A 24,646-nucleotide genomic window follows, 5' to 3' on the forward strand; every position below is an offset into this window, starting at 1 on the left:
TTTCAGGCATCAATCTTCGCGCCTTGCATCATTTTCCATGCCATGGCGGCCGGCAGGGCTTGTTCGTAGATGCCACTGTCCAAGTAGCGCGCTTGTAGCAATTGAACCCTCTGACGAAGTGTTGGAGGGGGTCTTTGTCCGAACGCAATCTCCGCAACAAATAGAGGCGCCTCGATCAACCCTCGCAAGTCCTCATCAAAGCCGGAAAAACGCTGAGGAGACGACCGAACCAACAAATCAGGCAAAGTCATTCCGTATGTTCCGTGACGCCGGACGATTTCCGTGGCTAAATCATTCAACGCCTTTTCCGGGTTTCCGAAACTCGCCGGCAAGCTACCAAGCCAATCAACGATTTCTCCAAAGCCGCACAGTCCGCCTCCCAGCAGGCCCAGCGCAACATGTCCGGCCAAATCAGGTCGCAGTCGCAGGATCTCTTTTAGTCGCATTGCCAGAGTTTCTCGCGCCTGAAAGTCCGCGCCTTCCGCCAAAGCAGGGATGGCGGCAAGCTGTTCAGAAACACTGGCAATATGAGCAACGAATGCAACTCCCCAATCTGCTGGGGATATGAAATCCCATCTCGGAGAACCATGAACTTCAAGCGACAGACGATCGAATAGGCTGTCAGATGCACATCGAAGTAGAAGCAAGACCGCCGATTGAGGCTGAGAATTCAACGCATGAATCGTATCAAGCACCGCCGGACTGATTCCCTGGCTCAGTAGCCAATCGATGGTAATCTCCAGAACCTGAAGATCCGCCTCAGCAGGTTTCACAAGCAGGGCTGAAAAGGCACCAATTCGATCTTCCCGCCTACGACGTCCTGAAGCGGAAATCATTTCAGGAGACGCAAGCGGCCCGATGGTTTCGATTTCGGCACCATCTGTAGGACTCGAGAGCGGCGGCGGTGGGCGCAGGGGCACATTGCCAATTTTAGGAATGAGGAACCACCGCCCGGGACCCAATCTGGAAGACAGGTTCGAGTTTTCTGATGCAGTCAGCGCCTTCTGTCTTTTCGGCGCATCCAAATCAATGGCCGAAATCACAAGGTCTCCCTCAATCTCCTCGAGAGATCCGTCGTGCCTGACGAAAAGCCGATCTTTTTCCAGAGCTGTTTCCTGCAAGTATCTTCGAACAACCAGTCTTGGAGACTGCTCCACGCCACACAAGGCTCGAAGTCGCAATTCTGAATCTGGTGACCCAAGAGAGAGAAAACTTTCAACGGTATTGCGGAACCCGGATAACGGTGTCGTTGCCGGGACATCGAAAGCAATCCTTGCGCCTAAACCGGAGGTGCTGCGGCCAAGAAAGTTCATTCCAAGCGATGATCGCCCATTTCCGCTCGCAACAAACTTCCACTTTCGCAAAGTCTCGATGGTTATGGATTCGTTCTGATTCAGAATATCGCCATCGAGATTAGAAAAGTCCGAGCGCGCTCGCGGCAACACCAACCACCACTCGAGTGTTTCGCGCCGATCAGGTGAAGACAAAACAAGCCTAAGTCTTTCCTTTTGCCATGCCCCATCTGAAAGGGTGATTTTGGTTTCGCCAATATCGCGGATGCACACCGGATCACCCTCTTCGACCCTCAGAAGCCAGCCTGCCGGAAACTCAAAAAAAGAAATTGTGTTGTCACGCCCAACAGACACTCTACCAAGCTCCGGCACGATCCTGGCTGTGACACGCGCACCTATTCCCCCATCTTCTTCAACAGCCACATCAAGAGTTCCCAAGAACGGCTGCGTCGGAACACGTCTTAGCCAGACGTGCGTTCCTCGAGGCCGGTATCTGACGGATCTTGGACTCGGAGCGTGGAACGAAAGGCCTGCCTTTCGGAACAAAAGATTTGGCATCCCGCGATAAACAGGAAGACCACTATTGTCACGTATCATGGTGCTCAAAGGACCATAGGCAACCAACTCATCGCGATCGGTGTTGTCCGCCTTTGTCTCTATCGCAGCATTCCAGTCTCGACTGGAAATACGACCTTTGCCTGAAACCCGCCAGAGCGTGCCCTCAAGAGCCCTGTCTTCCTCCACGGCTTCAATGCCTTCTCCATGGTTCAGCGGGAAGCCATCGGGAACATGAACCCAAATGTGGTCATCCAGTGATTTGAGGTTCGCATTACCTGCATGCTCCAACCTGATGGGTATACCATCCTCACCGCTTTCGGCCATCAGCCAAAGACTCGGCATCTGATGCGTTTGTATCGCCGCGCCACCCGGCAATTCGACCTGATTGAGAAACTTCCCGTCAGCCATGGCTACGAACTCGAGCGGTGTATCCAATGGGTAGGAAAACTCAGCGCTTCGACGACCGCTGATCCGCTTGCAGGACCACTGTCGACGATCAGCATCTGACTCAACCGACAACATCAGATCTGGGCAGACCTCTGCCAGCTTTCCCATACCAGAAACGCGAAACCTTGTCTGGTTGGACGTTTCAAGCTGCAGCAGGTTAAGTGGCAGGCTCGAACTGTCAGCGATAGAAACATGACCAACCCAGCCACCTTGGCTCCCCTTCTTGAGCTGCCGAAGAATGGGTGCATTGACCCTACCGATCGAAATGCTTTGCGCCAGAGCTTGCGAAAGCAGGCTCCTGGCCGCGGTTTCGTCCAGCCTCAGAACGAGGTCGTTACGCCAGCCAGGGCGCGTGTTGTCCAGCCAATTCTCAATTCCATTCGTATCGAGACCATCGGGCGCCTGCTGACGCAGCCCTGAGATTTCTCGTGCAAACTCAACGAAAAGATCCAGAAATTCTTCGGTGCGATACCCCAAGGGCAGCTTCAAAGTGCGACGCGAAGCGAACGCCTTTGCCTCCTCGTGAGGACATCCCGCTCCAAAGCGGTCCAAATCTGAAACCAACCCAAGAAGTGCCTGGCGATACCCACCTTTCTGAGAGAGCAGATGAATAGGGATTCCTCCCTCGGCAGCCAGCGCCCTCAGGTATTGGATACCACCGCCGGTCTTGAAGGGAGGTGGACGGCGAAAATGCCGGAGGCCGACCTCAGTCATTCCCCGGAGTTCAGACTGATCGATCGAGACGCACAGGGCATCGGTCAGGAAATGCCAGGAAAACGCGCCGCCCTCGAACTCGCGCCTGTATTGTTCCGACGCCCAGAGAACAAATGAAGGAGCTGCACTTCTGTAGTGCCTGCCCCTCAAATCTCGCATCAAGGAAAGATGAAGCCGGTCAAACAGTGCTTCTGAAATCCGGTATCGATGCAGTGGGCAACCGTCAATTTCAATGTCTGCAAGCGCGGAAATACCAAAATTCATTGTGAGATTTATACCTTAATAAGGGACAAAGCATATCATCCCAAAATAGTCTTTACCACAAAGGAATACACGTTCAGAGAGCGTTTTCAATTAGAAAAACCCTTGTTTTTTCAGCGCTTGCGCGAGGAAATTGTCAAATGCCAAGAAGAAAAATCTGGGGGCAAAGATACATATTTTATGACGTGAGACACAACTCCATGTAAACCGACCCCTCAGGGAAGCGAACGGCCACCTGGTCGGCTTCGGTTGCGCATCTTCCCCTCCTCTGAGAGGACCGCGTTCAAGCCCTTGGCATCGCCAGAAGTGAAGGGGCGGCAGACTTTTGGATCCAGCTCCTGCTCGACCTGATTGTCCAGACACTCCGGTCTAAAACAGTAGACTTTTGGTATTCCGAGAAACGTGAAATCCCACCACCATTGAAAGGTTGCAGAACTATGCTGTTTTTCTATGCCAACCTATGCCGCGGACCATACCGATTTTGCTTTTGACAGAACCGCCCTGCCCCTTGTTTTACTGGAGTCAAACTCACTGACAATCTGGCAAAAACGGTCTCGAAAACCGTTGTGGGTGCAAGCCCACCCAGGGTTCGAATCCCTGTCTCTCCGCCATCAGCCATTCAGCGCATGATTGGCAACCAGCTTTCCGGAATTTAGCTCAAGCACCTGAAATGCAGGCCTTTGTCGCCTTATTCGCTTTGCGCGCCTTCCTACGAGAATTCTTAGCCTCTGTGCTTTCCTGTCGAACAGGCATTTGTGCGACCCTGTGGGTTAGTTGACAAGAATGGCATCTCGGCCACTGGTTGTTCAACGTTGGCGTGTTATTGCCATGGGATCGGCCCAGATCGGCGTACACTGGCTCAATCCCTTGTTCTGAGAGGATGTTCCACGAATTCCCCTTTCCAGTCCGCTAGTTTCCCCCCATCTCGGCGACACATATTTCAAAGGAGAATCCCATGTCGCGTATAATCTTGCTAGGGGTCGTCGTCGCCGGCGTTGGCGCCGCAATCTATTACTATCTGAATCAACCTGCCGCTCCGGTCGAACAGCCGCAAGCCGCCGCTGAAGAAACCGGAAACGCTGTGTCCGAAGCCGTAGAATCGGTTACTGAACAGGCTAGCGAAGCTGCGTCTTCCGTTACGGAACAGGCGGCTGAAATCGTCGAACAGTCCAGTGAAGCCGCGTCTGACTTAGCCACTCAGGCTGGTGAAACAGCGACTGAGCTGGCCGATCAGGCTGGAGAAGAGGTCGCTGCCCTCACCAACCAGGGGCAAGAGCTGCTGAATTCCTGGGTTGAGAGCGGCGCTATGAGTGTTGATAACTTTGACTATGACGCGATGGTGGCCTCAGTTCAGGAAAGCACACTGGCAGAAGAACTGAAGGTAAAAGCGGTTGGTATTCTCGATGATATCAAAGCCTCACCTGCAACAATCGCGCTGAAAATTCAGGAACTTCAGGCCCTGTTGACTGGTCAGTAAGAATTAGAAAGACCGCCGAAAAGGCGGTCTTTCCCTACGTCAAAGAATAGTTCGATTGACGCGCCTTTGGCCATTTGCTTGGCTGATCTGAACACATATGCCACGGTTGATGTCGATCATGGCCATTATTTTCGAAATTGTTGGTTCGATGCAGTCAAGCAGGACCCGACAGTTTCCTATCGTTCAGAAAAGGTACGCTCATGACCCCCCTTCCCACTTCCATGTTTGCGATCGTTCAAACTCATCATGGGTATTCGGGCAAAGCCACTGGTCCCAGCATCCAAAATGCGTCTGATTGGCTGGCCGAAACGGAAATGCCTGTGCCCGAGCCGGGCGCAGGACAGGTTCTGATCCGCCTGAGGGCATCATCGGTTAATCCGTCCGACCTGCATTTTATCAAGGGTGAATACGGGCAGCCTAGGGTAAAGGGGTCTCCGGCCGGGTTTGAGGGATGTGGAGACGTCGTCGCCACCGGTGCCGGTGCCGAGGGTTTGCAGGGACAGCGCGTGGCATTCATGGCCACTCATTCCGGTGCCTGGGCCGAGTACGCTCTGACCGATGCACAAATGTGTATTCCACTGCGCCCGGATATCTCGGATGACGATGGGTCAGCACAGATTGTGAACCCGATGACGGCCATGGCGATGGTCGATCTGGCGCGTCAGGCCGGAGATGCTTTTATCGTATCTGCCGCAACCAGTCAGTTGGGCAAGCTTATGTGCAGCCTCGGTCGCGATCTTGGGCTTAAGCCGATTGCGATCGTGAGACGCGCTGAGACCGTTGCTGCATTGAAAGAGCTGGGCGCGCATGAGGTGCTGGTGACATCAGACCCCGACATGCTGCAGAAATTTTCAGCGCTTAGCAAAGAGCTTAAACCTCGGGTCTTTCTGGATGCCGTCGCCGACCAGATTTCCGAACAGATTTTCTGTGCGATGCCGAATGGTGCGCGCTGGGTGTGTTATGGCAAGCTCAGCCCTGAACTGCCCAAACTAACGCAGACGGGACAGCTCATCTTTATGGGTAAGAAAATCGAAGGGTTTTGGCTGACACAATGGATGACAGCGACGCCTCGCGAAGATGTGGTACGTGTCGTTGCCGAGGTTCAGGCCCGCTTTGCGGACGGGCGTTGGAAAACAGATGTTTCAGAAAAGCTCACATTAAAAAATGTTATGTCCGGGCTGGTCGATGCACTGCAAAAGAGTGACGGAAAGGTAATTATCACGCCATAGTAGTACAAACCCCGGGCTAAGGAGGAGGCCCGGGATCTAAATGAACCCGGAGCAACCGGTATAGGGAGGTGAGTTTGGATAATGCGCAGCTGCTGATTAGCGGGCTGGCGAATGGCTGTGTCTATGGGCTGATCGCGCTCGGATTTGTTCTGATTTACAAGGCGACCGAGGCAGTGAACTTCGCACAGGGTGACCTCATGATGCTGGGCGCCTTTGTTACCATCGGGCTTACAAATGCCGAATATATGGGGCTGCCTTTTTGGCTGGCCTTGCCGATCTCGTTGGGGATCATGGGCGCGCTGGGGTACTTGCTGGACCGGTTGATCATTCGGCGACTTTTCGGGGAAAGCCAGACGGCCGTGGTCATTCTGACCATCGCCCTGGGCTTTGTAATCCGCTTTGTGGCCGGTCTGATCTGGGGGCACGAACCGCAGACGCTACAGAATCCACTGGCCGGAAAAGAAGTGCATTTCGGCGGCCTTGTACTGGGGATGGAGGACGTGGCGGTTATCGTCGTGACCGTTCTGCTGACCTGGGGGCTGTACCAGTTCTTCAGTCGCACCAAGCTTGGGCTTGCAATGCAGGGTGCCTCACAAAATCAGCTGGCGGCCTATTATATGGGAATCCCGGTAAAACGAGTGCAGGGTTTCATCTGGGCGTTGGCCGGCATGGTTGCGGGTATCGCAGGCATTTTGTTTGCCGCCAAAGGATCCGTGGACCCGGCAACCGGACTTCTGGGCATTAAGGCCTTCGCCGCTGCGGTCATTGGCGGATTCGGAAGTTTACCTGGAGCATTGGCTGGAGGTTTGATCGTTGGCGTAATCGAACCGTTTGCCAGTCGCTATATCGCTGCTGGGTACAGTCAGATTGCACCTTATGCGCTGTTGTTGGCTGTCCTAATCTTTCGCCCCAATGGGCTGTTCAGCCAAGTTAGGGTCAAAAAGGTTTAAGCCATGCGGATCATTTTCAAGACCAGTTACATGCAAGATATCCGGCCTTGGAAAGACCGGTATCAACTGAGCCTATACCTGATCCTTCTAGGCGTCGTGATCGCCGCTCCATGGTGGTTGGACGCATTCTATCTGGGTGAGCTGACAAATGTTTTGATCTGGGCGATTGCAGGTCTTGGGTTGATGATACTGACCGGCCATACCGGACAGGTCAGCCTTGGGCATGCGGCTTTTCTGGCTTTTGGGTGCTATGCGAATATCATCTTGATTGAGGCAGGCTTGCCATTCCTGCTGGCCTTCCCGATCGCCGGTATCCTGACCGGGATAGCAGGGGTGACCGTTGCTATCCCCGCCCTGCGCCTGCACGGTATCTACCTGGCAATCTTTACCATGGCCCTATCGATCCTGATGGATGACGTGATTGTCCTGGCCGAGCCGATCACCGGCGGGGTCGCCGGTAAATATATCGGCGGGGTCGAGATATTTGGATTCATGGTCGATCGCTGGGCTACGCCGGTCCAATTCTTTTGGCTGGTGCTTGCAGTCGCGGTTCTGGTCACTCTGGGCTATATCAACCTGCTGCGCGCACCGCTTGGGCGCAGTTTCATCGCCGTGCGAGATTCTGAGGTCTCAGCCCAGGCGATGGGTGTTGATATTGCGCAGACCAAGATGATCTCATTTGCCCTGTCCTGCGCTGTGACCGGCTGGGCGGGTGCTCTGATGGGGATGTTCTCGGGCGCGTTCAATAACGAGACATTCAGCGTCCTAATCTCAATTCAGTTGCTGATGATGATCGTGATCGGTGGTCTGGGCTCAATCCACGGGGCATTCCTGGGCGCTGTCGTCATAGGGTTTCTGCCGCAATTTTTGTCGATCGCAAAAGAGTATGTCGGCGCAGTTTTCGGGGGCAGCACCGTCGCAATTCCGGGATTGGAATTTGGAATCTTCGGCATGATCCTGATCGCCTTTATCCTGTTTGAGCCCATGGGGATGTATGGACGTTGGCTGAAGATCCGGACATGGTTCGAACTGTTTCCCTTCTATCGCAAGGACATGTTCAAACGTCAGAAATCCTATCTCAAGACGGAGCGTCTGAGATGAGCCTGCTTGAATTTAAGAATGTCACCTTGAAATTTGGTGGCGTCACGGCTGTAAACGACCTGTCCTTTTCAGTCGAAGACGGCGAGGTTTTTGCCATAGTCGGCCCCAATGGCGCGGGTAAATCGACCGTTTTCAATCTGATCTCGCGCTTTTATGAACCAATAGAGGGTTCAATCCGGTATGACGGGCATGACTTGCTGCAGGTGAAACCGTCCGGCGTTGCAGCATTTGGTGTTGCGCGGACGTTTCAGAATATCGAACTGTTCGAACACGCCACTGTTCTGCAGAACCTGCTGGTCGGGCGTCATCGGCACCGCAAGACAAAACTTTTGTCCGAGGTGCTGTTCCTGCCGTCGGCCCGGCGGCAAGAGATCGAAAACCGTGAAAAGGTAGAAGAGATCATAGATTTTCTTGATTTGCAGGCCTATCGCGACAAGATGATATCAGGCCTGCCCTACGGTGTGCGCAAAGTGGTTGAAGTTGCCCGCGCCCTGGCCACCGATCCCAAGTTGTTGCTGCTGGATGAACCGGCCTCGGGGCTGTCGGTCGAGGAAACGACCGATATGCGCTGGTGGATAGATGATATCCGGCGGCAGATGGGGATTACGGTGCTGATGGTCGAACATGACATGGCTTTGGTCTCGGGCGTCTCGGATCGGGTCCTTGCAATGGCGGATGGGGCAATGCTCGCACTGGGAACCCCTGCGCAGGTACAGTCACACCCGGCAGTGGTTGAGGCCTATCTAGGGAAAGTGTCATGAGCGATCCGATCCTGACCATTCGCAATGTCGAAAGTTTTTACGGGCCAATCATGGCAATCCGGGGCGTGTCGCTGGATGTGCATCCGGGTAAAATCGTGTCGATCCTTGGGGCCAATGGGGCCGGCAAGACAACATTGATGAAAACCGTGTCCGGCGTAATGGACCCGGAAAAGGGCAAGATCAGCTTTGACGGGGTCGAAATTCAAGGGGCCGAGCCACATAAAGTTGTGCAGAAAGGCGTCGTCCACGTACCCGAAGGGCGCGAAGTATTCCCCCTTTTGACCGTGGATGAGAACCTGAGTCTCGGGGCCTATACCTCGTCGGACCGGGGGCAAATTGATCATGATCGCGATCTGGTTTTTTCATACTTCCCGATCCTGAAAGAACGCCGCAATCAAGAGGCGGGGACCTTATCCGGAGGCCAACAACAGATGTTGGCAATCGGGAGGGGGTTGATGGCAAATCCAAGGATCATGTTACTGGACGAGCCCTCGCTGGGCCTGTCTCCTTTGCTTGTGCAAGAGATTTTCGGCATCCTGAAACGCCTGAACGACGAGCAGAACATGACGATGATGCTGGTTGAACAGAACGCCAATGCTGCGCTGGAACTGGCGCATCACGGCTATGTCATGGAGGTCGGGCGCATCGTCATGGATGGCCCCGCGGATGAGGTGATGCAGTCAGAAGACATCCAGAACTTCTATCTGGGTGTGCAGGAAGAAGGTGCGCGTGAAAACCGCCGCTGGAAACGCAAGAAGACATGGAGGTGAGCGCATGAACATAAGCACCTTGCCCTCTCAGATCATGATCAACGGTGTTCAGTACAACGCAAATCCCGGTCAGCGACCGGTCTATGTAGATGAATGCACAACCATCGGGCAACTTTTTCAAAAGCGTTGTGCCAATTTGGGCGCGCGTACCGCGCATCGCGAGAAAGATTTAGGTATCTGGAAATCCTATTCATGGACGGATTACTGGCAGCACGCGAAATGGATCGGCCTCGCCCTGCAAAAGCTGGGATTGAAACGCGGTGAGGTCGTTTCGATCCTTTCCGAAGACCGAAAAGAATGGGCCTGGTTCGATATGGGCATTCAGGGCGTCGGTGGGATTGCCTCGGGCATCTACACGACGGATGCGGCCGCCCAGGTGAAATACCTGATCAATGACAGTGACAGCCGTTTCCTGGTGGTCGAAAACGAAGAGCAGTTGGACAAGTTCCTCGAGGTCGAAGGGGATCTGCCGACCCTTTTGAAGGTCATCATCCTCGAGGATGAAGGCCTGCATGATCTGGACCACGACCGCTGCATGATGATCAGCGATCTTTATGAGCTGGGCCAGCATGTCGAGATGGAAGAGCCCGACCGCTTTGAAGCGGAAATCGCGCTGGCATCCCCGCAGGATACCGCTCTTCTGGTTTATACATCGGGCACGACCGGCATGCCAAAAGGCGCAATGCTGAGCCACGAGAACATCCTTGCCGCAATCGAAGCCGGCGCTCATTCCTTGCCCGCATTGGAAACAGATGAACAGCTGTGCTTTTTGCCGCTCTGCCACATCCTCGAGCGTGATGTTTCCATATATTTCCCGCTTGCAACGAAATCTGTCGTCAACTTTGCCGAAAGCCCCGAGACTGTTTTCGCAAATCTGCAAGAGGTTTCTCCTTCGACGTTTACGGCGGTCCCGCGTGTCTGGGAAAAGATCTATTCTCAGGTTCAGATCATGGCCCAGGATGCAACCTCGACCGGGCGCGCGTCCTTTGAAATGGCGGTAAAGGCGGGTCTGGCACGTGCCGAATATATCCTGGCGGGCAAGCCGGTCCCGGCCAGTGTTGCCGCGCAGTACTGGCTTTGGGACCGTTTGGTTCTGCGTAACCTGCGCCGGATGCTGGGGTTGGACAATATGCGGCGCGGTGGAAGCGGCGCCGCCCCGATTTCGGCGGACTTGCTGAAATGGTACTGGGCCATTGGTGTACCTCTGGTCGAAGGTTTTGGTATGACCGAAACATCGGGCCTGGCGACATTGAATACACTTGGAAACAACAGGATCGGAACCATTGGAAAGGCTGTGCCCGTTAATGACGTCCGTATTTCCGAAGGTGGAGAGATTCAGCTTAAAGGGTTGAACATCTTTCAGGGTTACTGGCGAAACAACGCCAAAACAGCCGAGACTTTCACTGCCGATGGTTGGTTGCGTACTGGTGATATGGGCCAGATCGACCAAGACGGTTTCGTGACCATTACGGGTCGCCTCAAAGATCTTATAATCACGGCGGGCGGCAAAAATATCGCCCCGGCCGAGATTGAAAGCCGTCTCAAGTTCAGCCCCTTTATCTCGGACGCAGTTGTAATTGGCGATAAGCGCAAGTTCCTGACTGCACTAATCATGATAGATCAGGAAAACGTGGAGAAATTTGCGCAGGATCGAAAGGTCCCCTTCTCGAATTTCGCCTCTCTTTGTGCCTCCGCCGAGGTTCGGGACCAGATCAAAGACGAAGTGGGGGCCGCAAACAAGGATTTCGCACGGGTTGAGCAGATCAAGGATTTCCGCCTGATAGATGTTCTGCTGACGGCAGATGATGACGAACTGACGGCCACAATGAAGCTCAAGCGCAGCTTTGTGGAAAAGAAACACGAACATCTTATTGAAGACATGTACAATTAGACAAAACGTTATCCAAAGGGAGGATTATAATGAGGAATCTGATTAAACGGCTGTCCGCTGCCACAGTTTTGACGGCTGTCGCGACACTCTCCAGCGCTCAGACACAGGGTGTTACGGATGATGAGATCGTAATCGGCTCGGTCAATGATCTGAGCGGAATCTTCGCCGCTGTTGGTGTCCCAGCCACCAAAGGCGCCAATGTGGTGTTCGACCGCGTGAACGCTGCAGGTGGTGTTCACGGTCGGACCATCCGTTTTGTGGTTGAGGATAATGGCTATCAGATGCCGCGCGCGATGCAGGGCTACAACAAGTTGCTGAACCGCGACAAGGTGTTTGCGATGTTGCAATCTCTGGGTACGCCGATGAACCTGGCCGGATTCAAACTGCTGGATCCCAAGGGCATTCCGAATGTCGCGCCTTTGACGTCGTCGCAGAAAATGCTGCAAGAACCAGTGCGCAACAAATTCACGTCCTTTTCCACCTATTTCGATCAGGCGCGTGTCGGCGTGAACTATCTGGCCAGCGAATTCGGATCGCAAACAGTCTGCACCATGTATCTGCCCACCGATTTCGGCGAGGAGATTCTGGAAGGCAGCAAGGCGGGTGCCGAAGAGGCTGGGATCGGTTTTGGCACAGAAACCACCCACAAGCCCGATGAGACCGATTTCGTGGGCTCTCTGAGCAAGCTCAGAGATGAAGGCTGCGACATCGTCACCATGGCCCTTGGGGTTCGGCAGGCGATCACTGTGGTTGGCACCGCCAAAAAGATGGGTCTAACGGATATGAAATTCTTGGGAACATCAGCCAGCTTCCTGACCGTCGTTGCCCAGGTGCCGGGTAGCGTGACGGATGGTTTTTATGCCGCCGCCTCATGGCTGGACTTGTGGGCCCGCGCGGATCAACCGGCCCCTGCAGCCTTCATCGAAGAGTATAAGGCTGCAACAGGCGAAGACCCCGTTGGATTTGCGATGTTGGGCTATTCTGCGGCTGAAATGATGGTTAAGGCGCTGGACGCCGCCGGCCCCGATCTGACTCATGACAGCTTTATCGCTGCGATGGAGACACTCGACTACAACGACGAACTGGTTGGAAATCACATCTCGTTTTCTCCGGACGACCACCAAGGTGCTGACACGGTGTTTGTGAGCGTTGTTGAAAACGGTGCTTGGAAGCTGGTCCACGAAGAGTAACGTCTGAAAAACAGAGTTTGATCAGCATTCAGGCGTTAGAAACCAAGAGCCGTCCGTTCCAATACGGACGGCTTTTTCATTTTGTTTTGGGCTATCCACCTGCGGATAATTGGTTCCAATGCAAAACCGCTATAGTTAGGCGAAATGGAAAAAACTCGAATCGAAAATCTGTTGTCGTTGAAAGATCGTAAGATCATCGCGCAGGGTAATCGGCAATTTGTCTATCAACACCCTGATCTGCCGGACACTCTTCTGAAGATCCCGCAACCTCAGACGATAGATGACGAAGCTCATCTTGTGACGGATACCTGGTTTGATCGGATGTTTCGACGCTCGACGGCGTTCAAAGGATTTCTGCGCGAGTTTCACGAGTCGTTTGATCTTATGGTGCGTCACCAGAAATCCGCTGCTCCTATCCCCGTATGTGAGGTGCGAGGTGTGGTTCAGACGGACCTGGGTCTGGCGCTCATGTACGAGCGGATTTCCGAGCCTGACGGACAGCTATCGCCCAGCCTTATTGGTTTGGTCCAAAGCCGTCGCCTTATGCCGCATCACTTGGATTCTTTGAACGCGCATTTTGACATTTTGGTCAAAGAGAACGTTTTGGTCAGTAACCAGAACCCCGGCAACATCGTCTATCAGACGTTGGCCGACGGCTCAGGACGATGGGTCTGGATAGACAGTTTCGGAAATAAGCAGGCGATCCCAGTTCGCAGGTGGTTCCCAAGCCTGAACAAACGAAAGATCGACCAGACTCGGCAGAAATTCCTTGCTTTGGCTCAACAGGCTTTAGGACGTGAAGCGGACTGACAAATCCGTGTTGGAGTGACTTTCTTTTCGTCTCACGCTTGACGTGTGCGGGCTGTTAATCTCAACATTCAGAAATGTTTTTTGTGCGTCCTCGTCATTACAACGATAACGGGACCAATTCGGTAAATGGTATTCTAGGTAGTTAGATAAAAAATGCGGTCAAAAATTCTGAACTTTCTGATCATCGTGATGATCTCTGCAACGCTTCTTGCTGGTGTGGAGCTGGGCATCCGTTGGCTGTCACCACAAGGCGTTCTGACAACATATCCAGAGGGTGGTCCACTTGGATTAAAGGACCCGGTCGTCGGGCATACGAACAGGCCAAACACTGTCGTCGCCATCAATGCACCAGAGTTCACGGTCGAGTATAAAGTCGACGAAAACGGGTTTCGTGAAACCCGCTTTCCAGCCAGTGCATTAGACGATGGAAAAACCATCAAGATCCTGTTGCTGGGAGATTCCTTTACCTTCGGCGCATCAAATGAGCTGGGCGATATCTGGCCAGAACTCTTGGCCCAGAAGTTCCTGGATCAAGGCATGCCTGTTCAGCTGATCAACGCAGGTGTTCCGGGATATAACACATCTCAACAGGCGCTGTATCTCGAGCGGTTAAGCGAAAAATATGACCCTGATATCGTGCTGGTTACCTTTCTTCCCAATGATATGTTCGCAAATGAGCCCATTCGGACCGTTGATGGCGTTGATGTCGCCTTTAGCGATGTCAGCTCGGTTGTAGGCTCGGGGAATATCAAGAAATCCTCGCTACACTCGGTTACGCTGTTAAAGCGAATGCTGATGGCGAACGATCAGACCTATACCCAACTGTACCTGATGACGCCGCGAAAGGCCTTTTTCACCACCCCGATGAGCGATCTGTTTCAAGCCAAAGTCGAGACGACAAAGCAGGTGTTTTCCCGCATGGCAGCCTTCACTCAGTCGCAGGGATCCGAGCTTGTGGTCGTGTCTGTCCCACAGTTGTTTCAGGTTCTTCAGGCCGCGAAAACATCTTCCGATCCCGAGGTCGATCCCGGCCTACCCGACCGCCTAATGGAGGGTGTGGTGGCCGAGCAAGGATTTCAGTGGCACGAAGCGCTGCCCTACCTCGCCGAGGAATACGGCACCAAGGGTGAAGACCTGTATTTCCGATACGATGGCCATCTGAATGCGGACGGCAACAGGGTTCTGTCCGAATTCATGTTCCAGATTCTGGCCCCGCTGATCGAAACCAAAACAGCCGGCTGAGTTCGACAACAGATTCGGCACCCCAAATCCTTATCAACAAAAGAAAAACGGCCGCAACATTGTGCGGCCGTTTGAAACAGTCTTAAAAGTTCGTACGAGCGATTAACGCTTGGAGAACTGGAACGAACGACGCGCTTTGCGCTTACCGTATTTCTTACGTTCCACAACGCGGCTGTCGCGGGTCAGGAAGCCAGCGGCTTTCAGTGCGCCACGCAGGCTGGGATCGTACAGCTGCAGCGCTTTCGACACGCCGTGCTTGACCGCACCGGCCTGACCGGTCAGGCCACCGCCTTTGACGGTTGCGACAACGTCGAACTCACCTTCTACGCCGGCAACCTGGAACGGCTGGCGCAGGATCAGCTGCAGAACGGGGCGTGCAAAATATACGTCCTGGTCTTTGCCGTTCACGGTGACCTTACCGGAACCCGGCTTGATCCAAACACGGGCAACAGCGTCTTTACGCTTGCCGGTGGCATAGGCACGACCCAGTTCGTCGCGTACGGGTTCACGCACGATGACTTCTTCGGCCACAACTTCAACGCCTGCTACGGCGCTCAGCTCTTCGAGAGTATTGATCTGATCAGCCATGGTCATTAGCTCCGGGTGTTTTTCTTGTTCATGGATGCAACATCCAGAACTTCGGGCGCTTGCGCCTCATGGGGATGCTCGGCACCGGCATAAACACGCAGGTTGGTCATAACCTGACGCGATAGGCGGTTGCCCGGCAGCATGCGCTTGACCGCCTGGGTCACGACGCGCTCGGGGTATTTGCCCTCGAGGATCTGCTGCTTGGTGCGCGACTTGATGCCGCCCGGGTGGCCAGTGTGCCAGTAGAAGTTCTCTTCGCGCTTCTTGCCGGTCATCTGGATTTTGTCAGCGTTGATCACGATGACATTGTCGCCCATGTCCATGTTCGGGGTGAACGACGCTTTGTGCTTGCCACGCAGACGCATGGCGACGATCGAGGCAAGGCGGCCCAGAACAACGCCCTCGGCGTCGATCAGGATCCATTTCTTGTCGATGTCTGCAGGTGTTGCAGAAAAGGTTTTCATGGCAGGATAGTCCTGTTTGATGTGAAAGACCGCCCCCATACGGAGCGGTCCGAATTCGATGGATGGGGTTTAAACCCACGCGAATGGCGGGTCAATACACGCAAATCAGTTTTAACTTAGCAAAAACAATGTATTACAAAATAGGTATTATTTTACCCCATGTTTTTGCCAATCTTTTTCCGTCAATACCCAACGCATCCACTTCCCAGCCCCGGTACCAAGAACAAGTTGCTGGGTATCAATGTACCGCGCCCCAAGTTTCGCGGTCCCTTTTTGTGATCGCAAGTTGGTTGGGTCGATATGAAACCAGACCTCATCCAGTTCGCCGAACACCTGATTTACCATCAGCGATTTGATCGCCCGATTGCTGGCTCCGCCCCAGTGATCACGGGTGATAAAGCTGTATCCGATGCCGATGCCCCCGGGAACTTCGGGAGGCTCATAATAGCGAGAGCACCCGATGACCCGGCCTGTCGCCTCTTCGCGTACTGTCACTGACCCACCTGCGCTCAACAGAAAATCGAAATAAGGGGCGAAAACTTCTTTCTGATGGCGGGATTTGGCGGGATGCCCGGCCCAAATCAACGGATCGCTGGCTGCAAGGTGCAGGTCTTCGAAGTCACTTTTGAGCATAGGTGTGACGACAAATCCCCTGCCCCGCATTTCCCGAATATCCATTAAGCGTCCCCTTACACCGAAATCTGTTCGGGTGGATTATCCAGCAGACGCCTGAGACGCTGCATTGCGTCTTCGAATTGATCCAACGATACATGCCCGTTCATGGCTATACGAACCGCATTGGGTGCGCGCCCGTCACGCAAAGCAAACTCATCGGCAGACCGCAGTTGAATTCCCTCTCGCTCGGCTGCGCGGCTGAACGCAGCTGCTCGCCAACCAGAAGGCAAGTTCAGCCAGACAAAAGGTACATCTGAGGCCCAGTTCAGGTCGAACCCACCCAGGGCGTTTACGGCCACGCGCACATATTCCCCCATCCGGGTCCGGACATCTTTTGCGATTTGGCGCGTCCGCGGATCAGACAACATCAGCCGCGCCAGTTCGGCAAGCGGCTGAGCAAGGCCAAAATAGCCATATTCCGCTGAACGGCGCAGATCAACGCTGCGCTCGCGCGGCGCTATGGCAAACCCGACACGCAGTGCGGGCGTCAAGATCTTCGAGATCGACGACACATGCCATCCCCTTTCCGGCGCCAGGGCGCGATAGCTGGGCGCTCTTGCATCACCCATGCGGTAGCAGTCGTCCTCGATTATCTGGACGCCGAACCGCCGCGCGATTTCCACAACTTCTTTGCGGCGTTCCAGTGGCGTATGTGAGCCGGTCGGATTTTGAACCTCGGGTGAGACACATATGGCCTGCGCCGCCGACTGGCGAAGGACATGCTCCATAGCGTTGGGATCCACGCCCCATTTGTCCATCTTTACGCCAATGACCTCTGCACGCATCAACTCACCGGCCCGTCGGAACCCTGCGTATGACAGATCCTCAACCAGAACGATCGGCTTTGGTCCGCGTAATATTGTCTGAAATACAAGGCAAAGGCCGTTTTGTCCGCCGTGGGTCAGAACGATATCGTCCTGCGAAATTGGTCCCAATGGCAAATCGGAAAGCCATTCTACAACAGCCTGTCGCATAGGTTTATACGCATCGCGGGTTGGATAGTTCATAAACAGGCGTGGATCGGATTGTGCCACTTTCTGCATACATTCGCGGATCAGGGCCACCTGCCCCATATCGGCGAGCCTTGGGCTGAACAGGCTGACATTGGCTTCATATTTGTCATCTCTGAGATGAAGTTGCCGAGCCCAGACATCATCGAGCAGAGGCGCCTTGGGCGGGGCCACAAATGTACCACGTCCTACTTCGGCGCTGAGCAGACCTTCGTCTGTGAGTATCGTATAGGCGCGCGCAACGGTGCCGGGTGTGATTTGTAACCTATAGGCAAGTTCCCGCACCGGCGGCAGCTTTGTACCGACTTCCAAAATATTGTTATCTATAGCTTTTCGAATTGTATCGGCGACCAGTGTATATTTTGGCCCTTTGGATTTAGGCAGTGACTCTGGCCAAATTGTATCCATTACAATTCTTCCTTTGATTGCAGAACAATTCTGAATGTATCAAGTGTTTATACCGAACATATAACGTTTGTGTCAATACAATTTGAAAGGAACCCCAAGATGACACGCGCAATGCACAACCCCGCCCTGATAGCGCTTAACGACAGCCCCCGGCTGCCGCTGATTGCCGCACTGGCCGTGCGGTTTGCGGCGACGGTCACAAAATGGGAGCGGCAACGCCGCAGCCGAATTAACTTGTCCAATCTCGATGACAGGCTGCTGAAGGATGTGGGCCTGACTAATTATCAGGCCAGACGAGAGATCGAACGCCCTTTTTGGCAGGGCTAGGTAATCCCCAGTCCCTATATGGGACCTCTTCCTTGGCCGGGTTTATCCCGGCCATTTTTTCACCCAAAAGCTGCCGCAGCTGACCCCTCTGGTGGTAAAGAATAGGTCATCGTTGCGCGTGCGACGGGTTTGTCTGACCCTTCCGAAAATATTAGAACGTCACCTACGGCAAGGGTTTTTCCTAGCTTCAGCAAGGTGCAGTGCGCAATCAAATTTGCATTTCCATTCGGTTTACGCATGAAGTCCATTGAACAACCGGTTGTCACGGCCAGAGACTGCTGGCCCCTGCGCGCCAGGATCAGTGCGTAAACGCTTACATCAGCTAATCCAAACATAGACGGCCCCGAGACAGTCCCACCGGGGCGCAAATGACGGTCGCCAACGGCAAGTCTCATGACGATGGACTCTTCGGTCAGATCCTGGACCGAATAATCCTGACTGACCTGGGGGAAGATTTGGCTCATATAATCTTCCAGTTCCTCCCGATTCATTGCCAATGACATACTTCCCCTCCTGGATTTGCCGACCTAGAGTTGGCCTCACATCAGATCGGAGGGCAAGATGGGAATTCTGGAACGAAATGACGCAGACGCCGTGGCTAGGCTTACAATGAATGCGCCAGACCGACTCAACGCCCTAAGTGACGAAATGCTGGCTGCGCTACAGACTGAACTTGATGCCCTGCGCGAAGACAGTTCCATCCGGGCGGTGATCCTTTCTGGTAAAGGCAAAGCTTTTTGTGCGGGTCATGATCTGAAACAGATGACAGCTGGGCGCCAATCTGAAGACGGCGGCAAAGCCTATTTCCAGGACCTATTCAATCGCTGTGCGAAAATGATGCTTTCAATTCAGTCGCTTCCGCAGCCGGTTATTGCCCAGGTGCACGGCATTGCTACGGCGGCCGGATGCCAGTTGGTTGCAACCTGCGATCTTGCTGTAGCTGCTGAAGGGACGCGGTTTGGCGTAAACGGTGTGAATATCGGGCTGTTCTGTTCGACCCCAATGGTTGCTCTTAGCCGAAACATTCCACGCAAACACGCCTTCGAGATGTTGACGACTGGAGATTTCATTCCGGCGTCACGAGCTGCTGAGCTGGGTCTTGTCAATCGTGTGGTGCCAGAAATGCTGTTGGAGCATGAGGCTGTTTCACTGGCCGAGCAGCTTGCCTCAAAACTGGGATCTGCCGTGAAAGTCGGAAAACAGGCCTTCTACCGCCAGTTGGATATGCCATTGGATCAGGCCTATTCCTATACCGGCGAGGTAATGGCTCAGAATATGATGCATCGGGATACCGAAGAAGGAATATCTGCATTTATCGGAAAAAGAGATCCAAATTGGAGCCAATAAGGAATTTGTCATGCATATTTTTCCGCAATGTCGCCATTTTTGGACTTTTCAAATGGGCGTTACTGTGGCAATGCTGAGACGAGGCTAAGGCCTTGAACACTTTTTGGGTCGCCGTGGGCGGAAGGTCCCTCCGAGCTGGTTTCTCTCACTGGCGCAGACATTCCCGCATCGGCGACCCCAAAAATCCCTTGAAAACATGATTTCCCGTGCGCCATCGCTGCTGTGTTGCGTTGCGATCTTCTGTGCCCTATGTGGCAGCTTATGACACAGAAATTGCATATCGTGGGCGGCGGCATGGCCGGGTCCGAGGCTGCCTGGCAGGCGGCGGAAATGGGCGTCGAGGTCGTGATTCACGAGATGCGCCCAAAAGTCGGAACTTTTGCGCATCAGACCGGCAACTTGGCCGAGATGGTCTGCTCGAACTCATTCCGGTCGGATGATGACGAACAGAACGCCGTTGGACTGCTGCATTGGGAAATGCGCGAGGCCGAAGGGTTGATCTTGAAAACGGCAGATGCGCACCGACTTCCGGCCGGGGGCGCATTGGCTGTGGATCGCGATCCGTTTGCGGAATCTGTGACGGCCAAGTTAAAGGCTCACCCCCTTGTCGAAATCACTGGCGAAGAAGTGACCGCCCTGCCCGATGACGGCCAATGGATTTTCGCCACCGGCCCACTGACGTCTGCTGGATTGGGAGAAGCAATCCGCGCGGAAACCGGCGCCGAGTCGTTGGCGTTCTTTGATGCCATTGCACCGATCGTCTACGCAGACAGCATCGACATGAGCAAAGCGTGGATGCAATCGCGGTATGACAAGGGCGAAACCGAAGAAGAGCGGACCGCTTATCTGAATTGCCCGATGGACAAAGACCAGTACGACGCCTTCATCGACGCCCTGCTGGCCGCCGATAAGACCGAGTTCCATGAAGGAGAGACCGCAGGCTATTTCGATGGCTGTCTTCCGATAGAGGTTATGTCCGAGCGCGGTCGTGAAACGTTGCGCCACGGACCGATGAAGCCGGTCGGCCTGACGAACCCGCATCAGCCCGAGGTAAAGCCTCACGCGGTGATTCAACTGCGCCGGGATAACGCGCTAGGAACATTGTTCAACATTGTCGGCTTTCAGACCAAGATGAAATACGGAGCCCAAACCGATGTGTTCCGCATGATTCCGGGGTTGGAGAATGCCAGTTTTGCGCGGCTGGGCGGTATTCATCGCAATACGTTCATCAATTCTCCGACATTGCTGGATTCCCAGATGCGACTGAAATCAAAGCCCAATATCAGGTTCGCTGGTCAAATTACCGGTGTCGAAGGTTATGTGGAAAGCGCCGCGATGGGTCTTTTGGCCGGACGTCTGGCTGCTGCCGAGATGTTGGGCCGTACCGTTCCCGAAGTTCCGCAGGACAGTGCCATGGGCGCTTTGATCCACCACATCACTGGCGGTGCCGAGGCAAAGACATTCCAGCCTATGAACGTGAATTTCGGTCTGTTCCGTCCTGTCGATGGGTTAAAAGGCGGTCGGCGTGGCCGAAAAGACCGCTACAAGGCCTATACTGACCGGGCCAAGGAAGAATGGACCAAGTGGTTGGCGCATTGGTGACTGGACGGGTCCGGCCCCGACGTCCTAACATATCGGTATGAGCGATAAATTCCTAAAGGATGTCTATGGGCTGGATTCGCCTCAGGCGACCAAAGCACATTATCAAAAATGGGCCTCGTCTTATGATGATGAGGTTGGGTCAAACGGTTATGCGACCCCGGGACGTATCGCCCGGGCTCTCTGGTCGCAACTGCCCGAGCCCAAAACCCCAATTCTGGACTATGGCTGCGGTACCGGCCTGTCAGGTGTCGCGCTGAACGCGGTCGGGTTTGAGGTCGTCGATGGAATAGACCCCACCCCGCAGATGTTAGAGGGCGCCAAGGCCAAAGGGGTTTATCGCAACCTGATTTGCTTTGACATCGCAGATCCCAATCCGCTGCAGGCTGGCGCGTATAAGGTCATCACGGCGATCGGGGTTATCGGCGTCGGCGCCGCGCCACCTGAGACTTTGGATATGCTCATCAACGCTCTGCCGTCGGGTGGGGTTATTGCTTTTTCCTTCAATGATCATACACTTGAAGATCACAGCTATACCGTTCGCCTCAGTGATTGGCTGGATATGGGCGCGGCACGATTGCTATTCCGCGAATACGGCCCGCACCTTCCGGGAATGGACATGAAGTCTGACGTTTATATTGTTGAAAAAGTGTGACTTTAGTAACCAGATTTGCACCATCACCTACAGGACCGCTGCATCTTGGCCACGCTTATTCGGCAATGTTGGCCCATGATTTTGCAAAGTCGAAGGATGGCCAGTTTTTGCTGAGGATCGAGGATATCGACCGCTCACGCTCGCGTCCAGAATGGGAAACTCAGATTTACGATGATTTGCGCTGGCTTCGCCTGTCGTGGCCGGAACCGGTGCTCCGCCAATCCACACGAGCTGCCACCTATGATGTCGCGCTAGACTATCTGTGGTCGCGGGGGCTGCTGTACCCGTGCAGCTGCAACCGAAAAGACATCGTCAACGCGGCCAGCGCTCCCCAGGAAGGAGCCCCACTTCTTGGCCCGGACGGGATTATCTATCCGGGGACGTGTCGCACACGTTGGAAACAACAGGGTTCATCGGGTCAACCACGCCCGCTGAATATTCCGTTGCGATTGGATATGGCCGAAGCTTTGCAACAAACATCCAGCCTGTTTCAGATCGATAAAAACACTGCATGGTTTCAAGAGATTGGAGAAGGTCCAGGCGCTGAATCCGGCTGTGTCCTGTTCACACAGGCAGAGATGTTGGAAACGGTTGGGGATGTCGTTCTGTCGCGCCGGGATATGGGCACGTCGTATCACTTGTCGGTCGTTCTGGATGACGCTGCACAAAAAGTTACGCATGTGGTTCGCGGTCAGGATCTGTTCGAAGCCACACGTATCCACGTTCTGCTGCAGACGCTGTTGAGTTTGCCGACACCGATCTACCTGCATCACCGCCTGATACGCGATCAGGCCGGCAAACGGCTGGCTAAACGCGACGATGCGCGTGCCATTGCCAAGTTTCGCGAAGAAGAGGCGACGCCCGAAGATATTCGGGCGATGGTGGGGCTTTGACCAATCAGGTCATGGGGGTCATGATTTCGACCTCGTCCCCGTCTCTGACCGCTGTGTAGAAACAAGATCGACGGTTGGTGTGGCAGGCCGGGCCGGTCTGGCGCACAAGGACAAGCAGGCAATCCCGGTCGCAATCCACGCGGAGATCAACCAATTCCTGCACATGGCCCGAGCTTTCGCCCTTGATCCAGAATGACTGGCGCGAGCGGGACCAATAGGTAACGCGTCTGGTTTCGAGCGTCTTTTCAATGGCGCTCTGGTTCATCCAGGCCATCATCAATACCTCGCCCGTATTTTCGTCCTGAGCGATGGCTGGAATCAGCCCGGCCTCGTTGAATTTCAAACTCGATGCATCGAACGCGACTGAGGAAGACATGACAAAAACCTTTTGCATCCCGGTGGATGGCCACTATGTATTGGGAACATTCAACGAGGGAAAGCCATGTCCGGCGAGAATGACCTGATAAAGCTATACTCTGGCCGAATTCTGGCCCTTGCTGCTGACATCCCACATCTAAGCCGGCTTGATGACGCTGACGCTACGGTGAAAAAACGCTCGCCCCTATGCGGGTCGACCATCACGGTTGATGTCAAAGTTCAGGATGGCCGGATTGCAGAATTCGGTCAGGACGTGAAAGCCTGCGCCCTGGGACAGGCCTCTGCTTCGGTCGTTGGCGGGGCGATCGTCGGCACAACGCGTGCTCAGGTCGAAAAGGCGCGCGAGCAACTATCCGCGATGCTGAAAAAGGATGGATCGGCACCCGAGGCCCCATTTGATGGGCTAGAGGTTTTGATGCCCGCACGGGAATATAAGAACCGCCATGCCTCGATCCTGCTGGTTCTTGATGCAACCGCAGAGGCGTTTGAACAGGCGGAACGCGCAAATTGCGCCTAAACATGGTTTTGACGGGCAAAACGTTATAGCCTTTCGGAATAAACGAAGGGAATTTCAGTTTTGAACGGTTTACTTGAGCATTTTGTCACGCTTTGGGTTGTTATTGATCCGATTGGAACAATCCCGGTCTTCATCGCCGTTACTGCAGGGCTTGGGGCCGCCGCACGCCGTAAGATGGCGCTTGTGGCCTCGCTTATAAGCGCCGGGATTCTGTTGTTTTTCCTGGTCTTCGGGCAACTGCTAATCGAGGCGCTGGATATCGGCCTGAACTCTTTTCAAGTCGCTGGCGGCATTATCCTTTTCCTGTTCGCGCTGACCATGATTTTTGGCGAGCCCAAACAGGAAGTCGAGCAGCGCGCCGCCAAGGACGACATTAAAGACGAACTCCACAAACACAACCCAGCGATCTTTCCTCTTGCCGTCCCCTCGCTTGCCTCACCAGGTGCGATGCTGGCCATCGTCATCTTGACCGATAACAACAGGTACAGTGTTGCTGATCAGGGGATCACTGCTTTGGTCATGCTGTCGGTTGTTGCGATTGCCTTTGTCCTGATGTTGCTGGCCGAACCGATCATTCGGCTGATCGGCCATTCAGGCGCCGCCATCATCAGTCGTGTCATGGGGATGATCCTGGCATCGGTCGCAGTAAACTCGGTTCTGTCGGCGTTGTTGGAAATTATGAAAACCGGCCAGCTTTAAAAAAACCGCCGCTCCTTTCGGGCGGAAAGGGCGGCGGCAGGTAATGCGTTTCTCATGTGGGGTCCGGATATCCGCGCGGGGCCGAGGCATGGCCCTTCAAGGGTATTGGGACAGGCAGGTCACCCTTGATTGAAATGGGGATGACAAGCGCGGCGTGATCGGCACGAGATCGCAGGCAGAAAGACTTAATACGTTCCGGGAAGATGAAGTGCGACCATAAGTATGACCACCAGTGCAACCGCACCTGCTGCGTCCTGCAGCAGCGTCGACTGGGAACGACTTAGGGTGGTCTTGATCTGGGTCAGCATATGGGTACCTCCGGTCAGGGTTTTAATCCTTTGTTGACCTTTTGTTCTCATATTTTGATGTCCTGGTAAAGAACTTTTTGAGAAC

Annotated in this window: 25 protein-coding genes and 1 tRNA gene; 18 read left to right on the forward strand and 8 right to left on the reverse strand. The window is 54.1% G+C overall.

Going from position 1 to position 24,646, the window contains the following annotated elements; genetic code table 11:
- Positions 1-2: 2 nt before the first annotated feature.
- Entirely contained in the window at positions 3-3,275 is a 3,273-nt protein-coding gene (locus tag AC2FHX_RS03390) for an STY4851/ECs_5259 family protein (protein WP_496700276.1), read from the reverse strand.
- 515 nt (positions 3,276-3,790) lie between these two features.
- On the opposite strand from AC2FHX_RS03390, the gene AC2FHX_RS03395 reads away from it, so the two are divergent.
- The 11 genes from AC2FHX_RS03395 to AC2FHX_RS03445 all read left to right on the forward strand — a co-directional run bounded on the left by AC2FHX_RS03395 (position 3,791) and on the right by AC2FHX_RS03445 (position 14,693).
- Positions 3,791-3,883 (forward strand) — tRNA-OTHER (locus AC2FHX_RS03395).
- 344 nt (positions 3,884-4,227) lie between these two features.
- Positions 4,228-4,749, forward strand: a complete 522-nt coding sequence (locus AC2FHX_RS03400; protein ID WP_142633844.1) for a hypothetical protein — start codon at positions 4,228-4,230, stop codon at positions 4,747-4,749.
- Between the two features lie 200 nt (positions 4,750-4,949).
- Positions 4,950-5,978 carry a zinc-binding dehydrogenase gene (locus AC2FHX_RS03405; protein WP_142633846.1) on the forward strand — a complete coding sequence of 343 codons (1,029 nt, stop codon included), beginning with the start codon at positions 4,950-4,952 and terminating at the stop codon, positions 5,976-5,978.
- 74 nt (positions 5,979-6,052) lie between these two features.
- The gene (locus tag AC2FHX_RS03410) at positions 6,053-6,928 is read left to right on the forward strand and encodes a branched-chain amino acid ABC transporter permease (RefSeq protein ID WP_282027411.1); all 876 of its coding nucleotides are present in this window, start codon (positions 6,053-6,055) and stop codon (positions 6,926-6,928) included.
- A gap of 3 nt (positions 6,929-6,931) precedes the next feature.
- Complete coding sequence (locus AC2FHX_RS03415; RefSeq protein ID WP_142633851.1) at positions 6,932-8,029, forward strand: branched-chain amino acid ABC transporter permease; 1,098 nt, start codon at positions 6,932-6,934, stop codon at positions 8,027-8,029.
- Positions 8,026-8,790, forward strand: a complete 765-nt coding sequence (locus AC2FHX_RS03420) for an ABC transporter ATP-binding protein (RefSeq protein ID WP_496691247.1) — start codon at positions 8,026-8,028, stop codon at positions 8,788-8,790. Before AC2FHX_RS03415 ends, AC2FHX_RS03420 begins: the two co-directional genes overlap by 4 nt.
- Complete coding sequence (locus tag AC2FHX_RS03425) at positions 8,787-9,560, forward strand: ABC transporter ATP-binding protein (RefSeq protein WP_496700275.1); 774 nt, start codon at positions 8,787-8,789, stop codon at positions 9,558-9,560. The genes AC2FHX_RS03420 and AC2FHX_RS03425 overlap by 4 nt, the downstream gene beginning before the upstream one ends.
- 4 nt (positions 9,561-9,564) lie before the next feature.
- The gene (locus AC2FHX_RS03430) at positions 9,565-11,451 is read left to right on the forward strand and encodes an AMP-dependent synthetase/ligase (protein ID WP_496700274.1); all 1,887 of its coding nucleotides are present in this window, start codon (positions 9,565-9,567) and stop codon (positions 11,449-11,451) included.
- Between the two features lie 29 nt (positions 11,452-11,480).
- On the forward strand, positions 11,481-12,641 hold the full coding sequence (locus tag AC2FHX_RS03435) for an ABC transporter substrate-binding protein (RefSeq protein ID WP_496700273.1): 1,161 nt from the start codon (positions 11,481-11,483) through the stop codon (positions 12,639-12,641).
- A 144-nt stretch (positions 12,642-12,785) separates the two neighbouring features.
- Complete coding sequence (locus AC2FHX_RS03440; protein WP_496700272.1) at positions 12,786-13,451, forward strand: YrbL family protein; 666 nt, start codon at positions 12,786-12,788, stop codon at positions 13,449-13,451.
- Between the two features lie 153 nt (positions 13,452-13,604).
- Positions 13,605-14,693 (forward strand): SGNH/GDSL hydrolase family protein, encoded by a 1,089-nt coding sequence (locus tag AC2FHX_RS03445; RefSeq protein ID WP_496700271.1) that lies wholly within the window; start codon positions 13,605-13,607, stop codon positions 14,691-14,693.
- 102 nt (positions 14,694-14,795) lie between these two features.
- On the opposite strand, the gene rpsI is transcribed toward AC2FHX_RS03445, so the two are convergent.
- The 4 genes from rpsI to AC2FHX_RS03465 all read right to left on the reverse strand — a co-directional run bounded on the left by rpsI (position 14,796) and on the right by AC2FHX_RS03465 (position 17,838).
- Positions 14,796-15,281, reverse strand: a complete 486-nt coding sequence (rpsI, locus tag AC2FHX_RS03450) for a 30S ribosomal protein S9 (protein ID WP_271947073.1) — start codon at positions 15,279-15,281, stop codon at positions 14,796-14,798.
- Positions 15,282-15,286: 5 nt separating this feature from the next.
- On the reverse strand, positions 15,287-15,745 hold the full coding sequence (rplM, locus tag AC2FHX_RS03455) for a 50S ribosomal protein L13 (RefSeq protein WP_113790645.1): 459 nt from the start codon (positions 15,743-15,745) through the stop codon (positions 15,287-15,289).
- Between the two features lie 147 nt (positions 15,746-15,892).
- Positions 15,893-16,423, reverse strand: a complete 531-nt coding sequence (locus tag AC2FHX_RS03460) for a GNAT family N-acetyltransferase (RefSeq protein ID WP_496700270.1) — start codon at positions 16,421-16,423, stop codon at positions 15,893-15,895.
- An 11-nt stretch (positions 16,424-16,434) separates the two neighbouring features.
- Positions 16,435-17,838 carry an aminotransferase-like domain-containing protein gene (locus AC2FHX_RS03465; RefSeq protein ID WP_496700269.1) on the reverse strand — a complete coding sequence of 468 codons (1,404 nt, stop codon included), beginning with the start codon at positions 17,836-17,838 and terminating at the stop codon, positions 16,435-16,437.
- Between the two features lie 99 nt (positions 17,839-17,937).
- Here AC2FHX_RS03465 and AC2FHX_RS03470 point away from each other — a divergent pair, with 99 nt between their 5' ends.
- Positions 17,938-18,165 carry a DUF1127 domain-containing protein gene (locus AC2FHX_RS03470; protein ID WP_142633870.1) on the forward strand — a complete coding sequence of 76 codons (228 nt, stop codon included), beginning with the start codon at positions 17,938-17,940 and terminating at the stop codon, positions 18,163-18,165.
- 59 nt (positions 18,166-18,224) lie between these two features.
- Here AC2FHX_RS03470 and AC2FHX_RS03475 read toward each other — a convergent pair whose 3' ends face one another.
- A complete protein-coding gene (locus tag AC2FHX_RS03475) occupies positions 18,225-18,668 on the reverse strand; it encodes a PaaI family thioesterase (RefSeq protein ID WP_496700268.1) in 444 nt (147 codons plus the stop codon).
- Positions 18,669-18,726: 58 nt separating this feature from the next.
- Here AC2FHX_RS03475 and AC2FHX_RS03480 point away from each other — a divergent pair, with 58 nt between their 5' ends.
- From AC2FHX_RS03480 to gluQRS, 4 genes are all read left to right on the forward strand, one after another.
- A complete protein-coding gene (locus AC2FHX_RS03480; protein WP_282021264.1) occupies positions 18,727-19,512 on the forward strand; it encodes an enoyl-CoA hydratase in 786 nt (261 codons plus the stop codon).
- A gap of 261 nt (positions 19,513-19,773) precedes the next feature.
- Positions 19,774-21,114 (forward strand): methylenetetrahydrofolate--tRNA-(uracil(54)-C(5))-methyltransferase (FADH(2)-oxidizing) TrmFO, encoded by a 1,341-nt coding sequence (gene trmFO / locus AC2FHX_RS03485; protein WP_496730460.1) that lies wholly within the window; start codon positions 19,774-19,776, stop codon positions 21,112-21,114.
- 37 nt (positions 21,115-21,151) lie between these two features.
- A complete protein-coding gene (locus tag AC2FHX_RS03490) occupies positions 21,152-21,766 on the forward strand; it encodes a class I SAM-dependent DNA methyltransferase (protein WP_496700266.1) in 615 nt (204 codons plus the stop codon).
- Positions 21,763-22,659: a tRNA glutamyl-Q(34) synthetase GluQRS gene (gene gluQRS / locus AC2FHX_RS03495; protein ID WP_496700265.1), complete on the forward strand. Its 897-nt coding sequence runs from the start codon at positions 21,763-21,765 to the stop codon at positions 22,657-22,659. The genes AC2FHX_RS03490 and gluQRS overlap by 4 nt, the downstream gene beginning before the upstream one ends.
- Positions 22,660-22,663: 4 nt before the next feature.
- Here gluQRS and hisI read toward each other — a convergent pair whose 3' ends face one another.
- Positions 22,664-23,053: a phosphoribosyl-AMP cyclohydrolase gene (gene hisI / locus AC2FHX_RS03500; RefSeq protein ID WP_496700264.1), complete on the reverse strand. Its 390-nt coding sequence runs from the start codon at positions 23,051-23,053 to the stop codon at positions 22,664-22,666.
- A 48-nt stretch (positions 23,054-23,101) separates the two neighbouring features.
- On the opposite strand from hisI, the gene AC2FHX_RS03505 reads away from it, so the two are divergent.
- Together AC2FHX_RS03505 and AC2FHX_RS03510 are read left to right on the forward strand one after the other, a co-directional pair.
- Entirely contained in the window at positions 23,102-23,554 is a 453-nt protein-coding gene (locus AC2FHX_RS03505) for an iron-sulfur cluster assembly scaffold protein (protein ID WP_496700263.1), read from the forward strand.
- A gap of 60 nt (positions 23,555-23,614) precedes the next feature.
- Positions 23,615-24,253, forward strand: a complete 639-nt coding sequence (locus AC2FHX_RS03510) for a MarC family protein (protein WP_496700262.1) — start codon at positions 23,615-23,617, stop codon at positions 24,251-24,253.
- A gap of 185 nt (positions 24,254-24,438) precedes the next feature.
- On the opposite strand, the gene AC2FHX_RS03515 is transcribed toward AC2FHX_RS03510, so the two are convergent.
- Positions 24,439-24,612: a hypothetical protein gene (locus AC2FHX_RS03515; protein ID WP_496676229.1), complete on the reverse strand. Its 174-nt coding sequence runs from the start codon at positions 24,610-24,612 to the stop codon at positions 24,439-24,441.
- Between the last annotated feature and the right edge of the window lie 34 nt (positions 24,613-24,646).

The organism is Ruegeria sp. CDSC042 (assembly GCF_059610745.1).

What these genes read in the sequence shown, in the direction of transcription:
- AC2FHX_RS03390 (WP_496700276.1), bottom strand. Translation starts at nt 3,275, where the DNA reads ATGAATTTTGGTATTTCCGCGCTTGCAGACATTGAAATTGACGGTTGC.
- AC2FHX_RS03400 (WP_142633844.1), top strand. Translation starts at nt 4,228, where the DNA reads ATGTCGCGTATAATCTTGCTAGGGGTCGTCGTCGCCGGCGTTGGCGCC.
- AC2FHX_RS03405 (WP_142633846.1), top strand. Translation starts at nt 4,950, where the DNA reads ATGACCCCCCTTCCCACTTCCATGTTTGCGATCGTTCAAACTCATCAT.
- AC2FHX_RS03415 (WP_142633851.1), top strand. Translation starts at nt 6,932, where the DNA reads ATGCGGATCATTTTCAAGACCAGTTACATGCAAGATATCCGGCCTTGG.
- AC2FHX_RS03420 (WP_496691247.1), top strand. Translation starts at nt 8,026, where the DNA reads ATGAGCCTGCTTGAATTTAAGAATGTCACCTTGAAATTTGGTGGCGTC.
- AC2FHX_RS03425 (WP_496700275.1), top strand. Translation starts at nt 8,787, where the DNA reads ATGAGCGATCCGATCCTGACCATTCGCAATGTCGAAAGTTTTTACGGG.
- AC2FHX_RS03430 (WP_496700274.1), top strand. Translation starts at nt 9,565, where the DNA reads ATGAACATAAGCACCTTGCCCTCTCAGATCATGATCAACGGTGTTCAG.
- AC2FHX_RS03435 (WP_496700273.1), top strand. Translation starts at nt 11,481, where the DNA reads ATGAGGAATCTGATTAAACGGCTGTCCGCTGCCACAGTTTTGACGGCT.
- AC2FHX_RS03440 (WP_496700272.1), top strand. Translation starts at nt 12,786, where the DNA reads ATGGAAAAAACTCGAATCGAAAATCTGTTGTCGTTGAAAGATCGTAAG.
- AC2FHX_RS03445 (WP_496700271.1), top strand. Translation starts at nt 13,605, where the DNA reads ATGCGGTCAAAAATTCTGAACTTTCTGATCATCGTGATGATCTCTGCA.
- rpsI (WP_271947073.1), bottom strand. Translation starts at nt 15,281, where the DNA reads ATGGCTGATCAGATCAATACTCTCGAAGAGCTGAGCGCCGTAGCAGGC.
- rplM (WP_113790645.1), bottom strand. Translation starts at nt 15,745, where the DNA reads ATGAAAACCTTTTCTGCAACACCTGCAGACATCGACAAGAAATGGATC.
- AC2FHX_RS03460 (WP_496700270.1), bottom strand. Translation starts at nt 16,423, where the DNA reads ATGGATATTCGGGAAATGCGGGGCAGGGGATTTGTCGTCACACCTATG.
- AC2FHX_RS03465 (WP_496700269.1), bottom strand. Translation starts at nt 17,838, where the DNA reads ATGGATACAATTTGGCCAGAGTCACTGCCTAAATCCAAAGGGCCAAAA.
- AC2FHX_RS03470 (WP_142633870.1), top strand. Translation starts at nt 17,938, where the DNA reads ATGACACGCGCAATGCACAACCCCGCCCTGATAGCGCTTAACGACAGC.
- AC2FHX_RS03475 (WP_496700268.1), bottom strand. Translation starts at nt 18,668, where the DNA reads ATGTCATTGGCAATGAATCGGGAGGAACTGGAAGATTATATGAGCCAA.
- AC2FHX_RS03480 (WP_282021264.1), top strand. Translation starts at nt 18,727, where the DNA reads ATGGGAATTCTGGAACGAAATGACGCAGACGCCGTGGCTAGGCTTACA.
- trmFO (WP_496730460.1), top strand. Translation starts at nt 19,774, where the DNA reads ATGACACAGAAATTGCATATCGTGGGCGGCGGCATGGCCGGGTCCGAG.
- AC2FHX_RS03490 (WP_496700266.1), top strand. Translation starts at nt 21,152, where the DNA reads ATGAGCGATAAATTCCTAAAGGATGTCTATGGGCTGGATTCGCCTCAG.
- hisI (WP_496700264.1), bottom strand. Translation starts at nt 23,053, where the DNA reads ATGCAAAAGGTTTTTGTCATGTCTTCCTCAGTCGCGTTCGATGCATCG.
- AC2FHX_RS03505 (WP_496700263.1), top strand. Translation starts at nt 23,102, where the DNA reads ATGTCCGGCGAGAATGACCTGATAAAGCTATACTCTGGCCGAATTCTG.
- AC2FHX_RS03515 (WP_496676229.1), bottom strand. Translation starts at nt 24,612, where the DNA reads ATGAGAACAAAAGGTCAACAAAGGATTAAAACCCTGACCGGAGGTACC.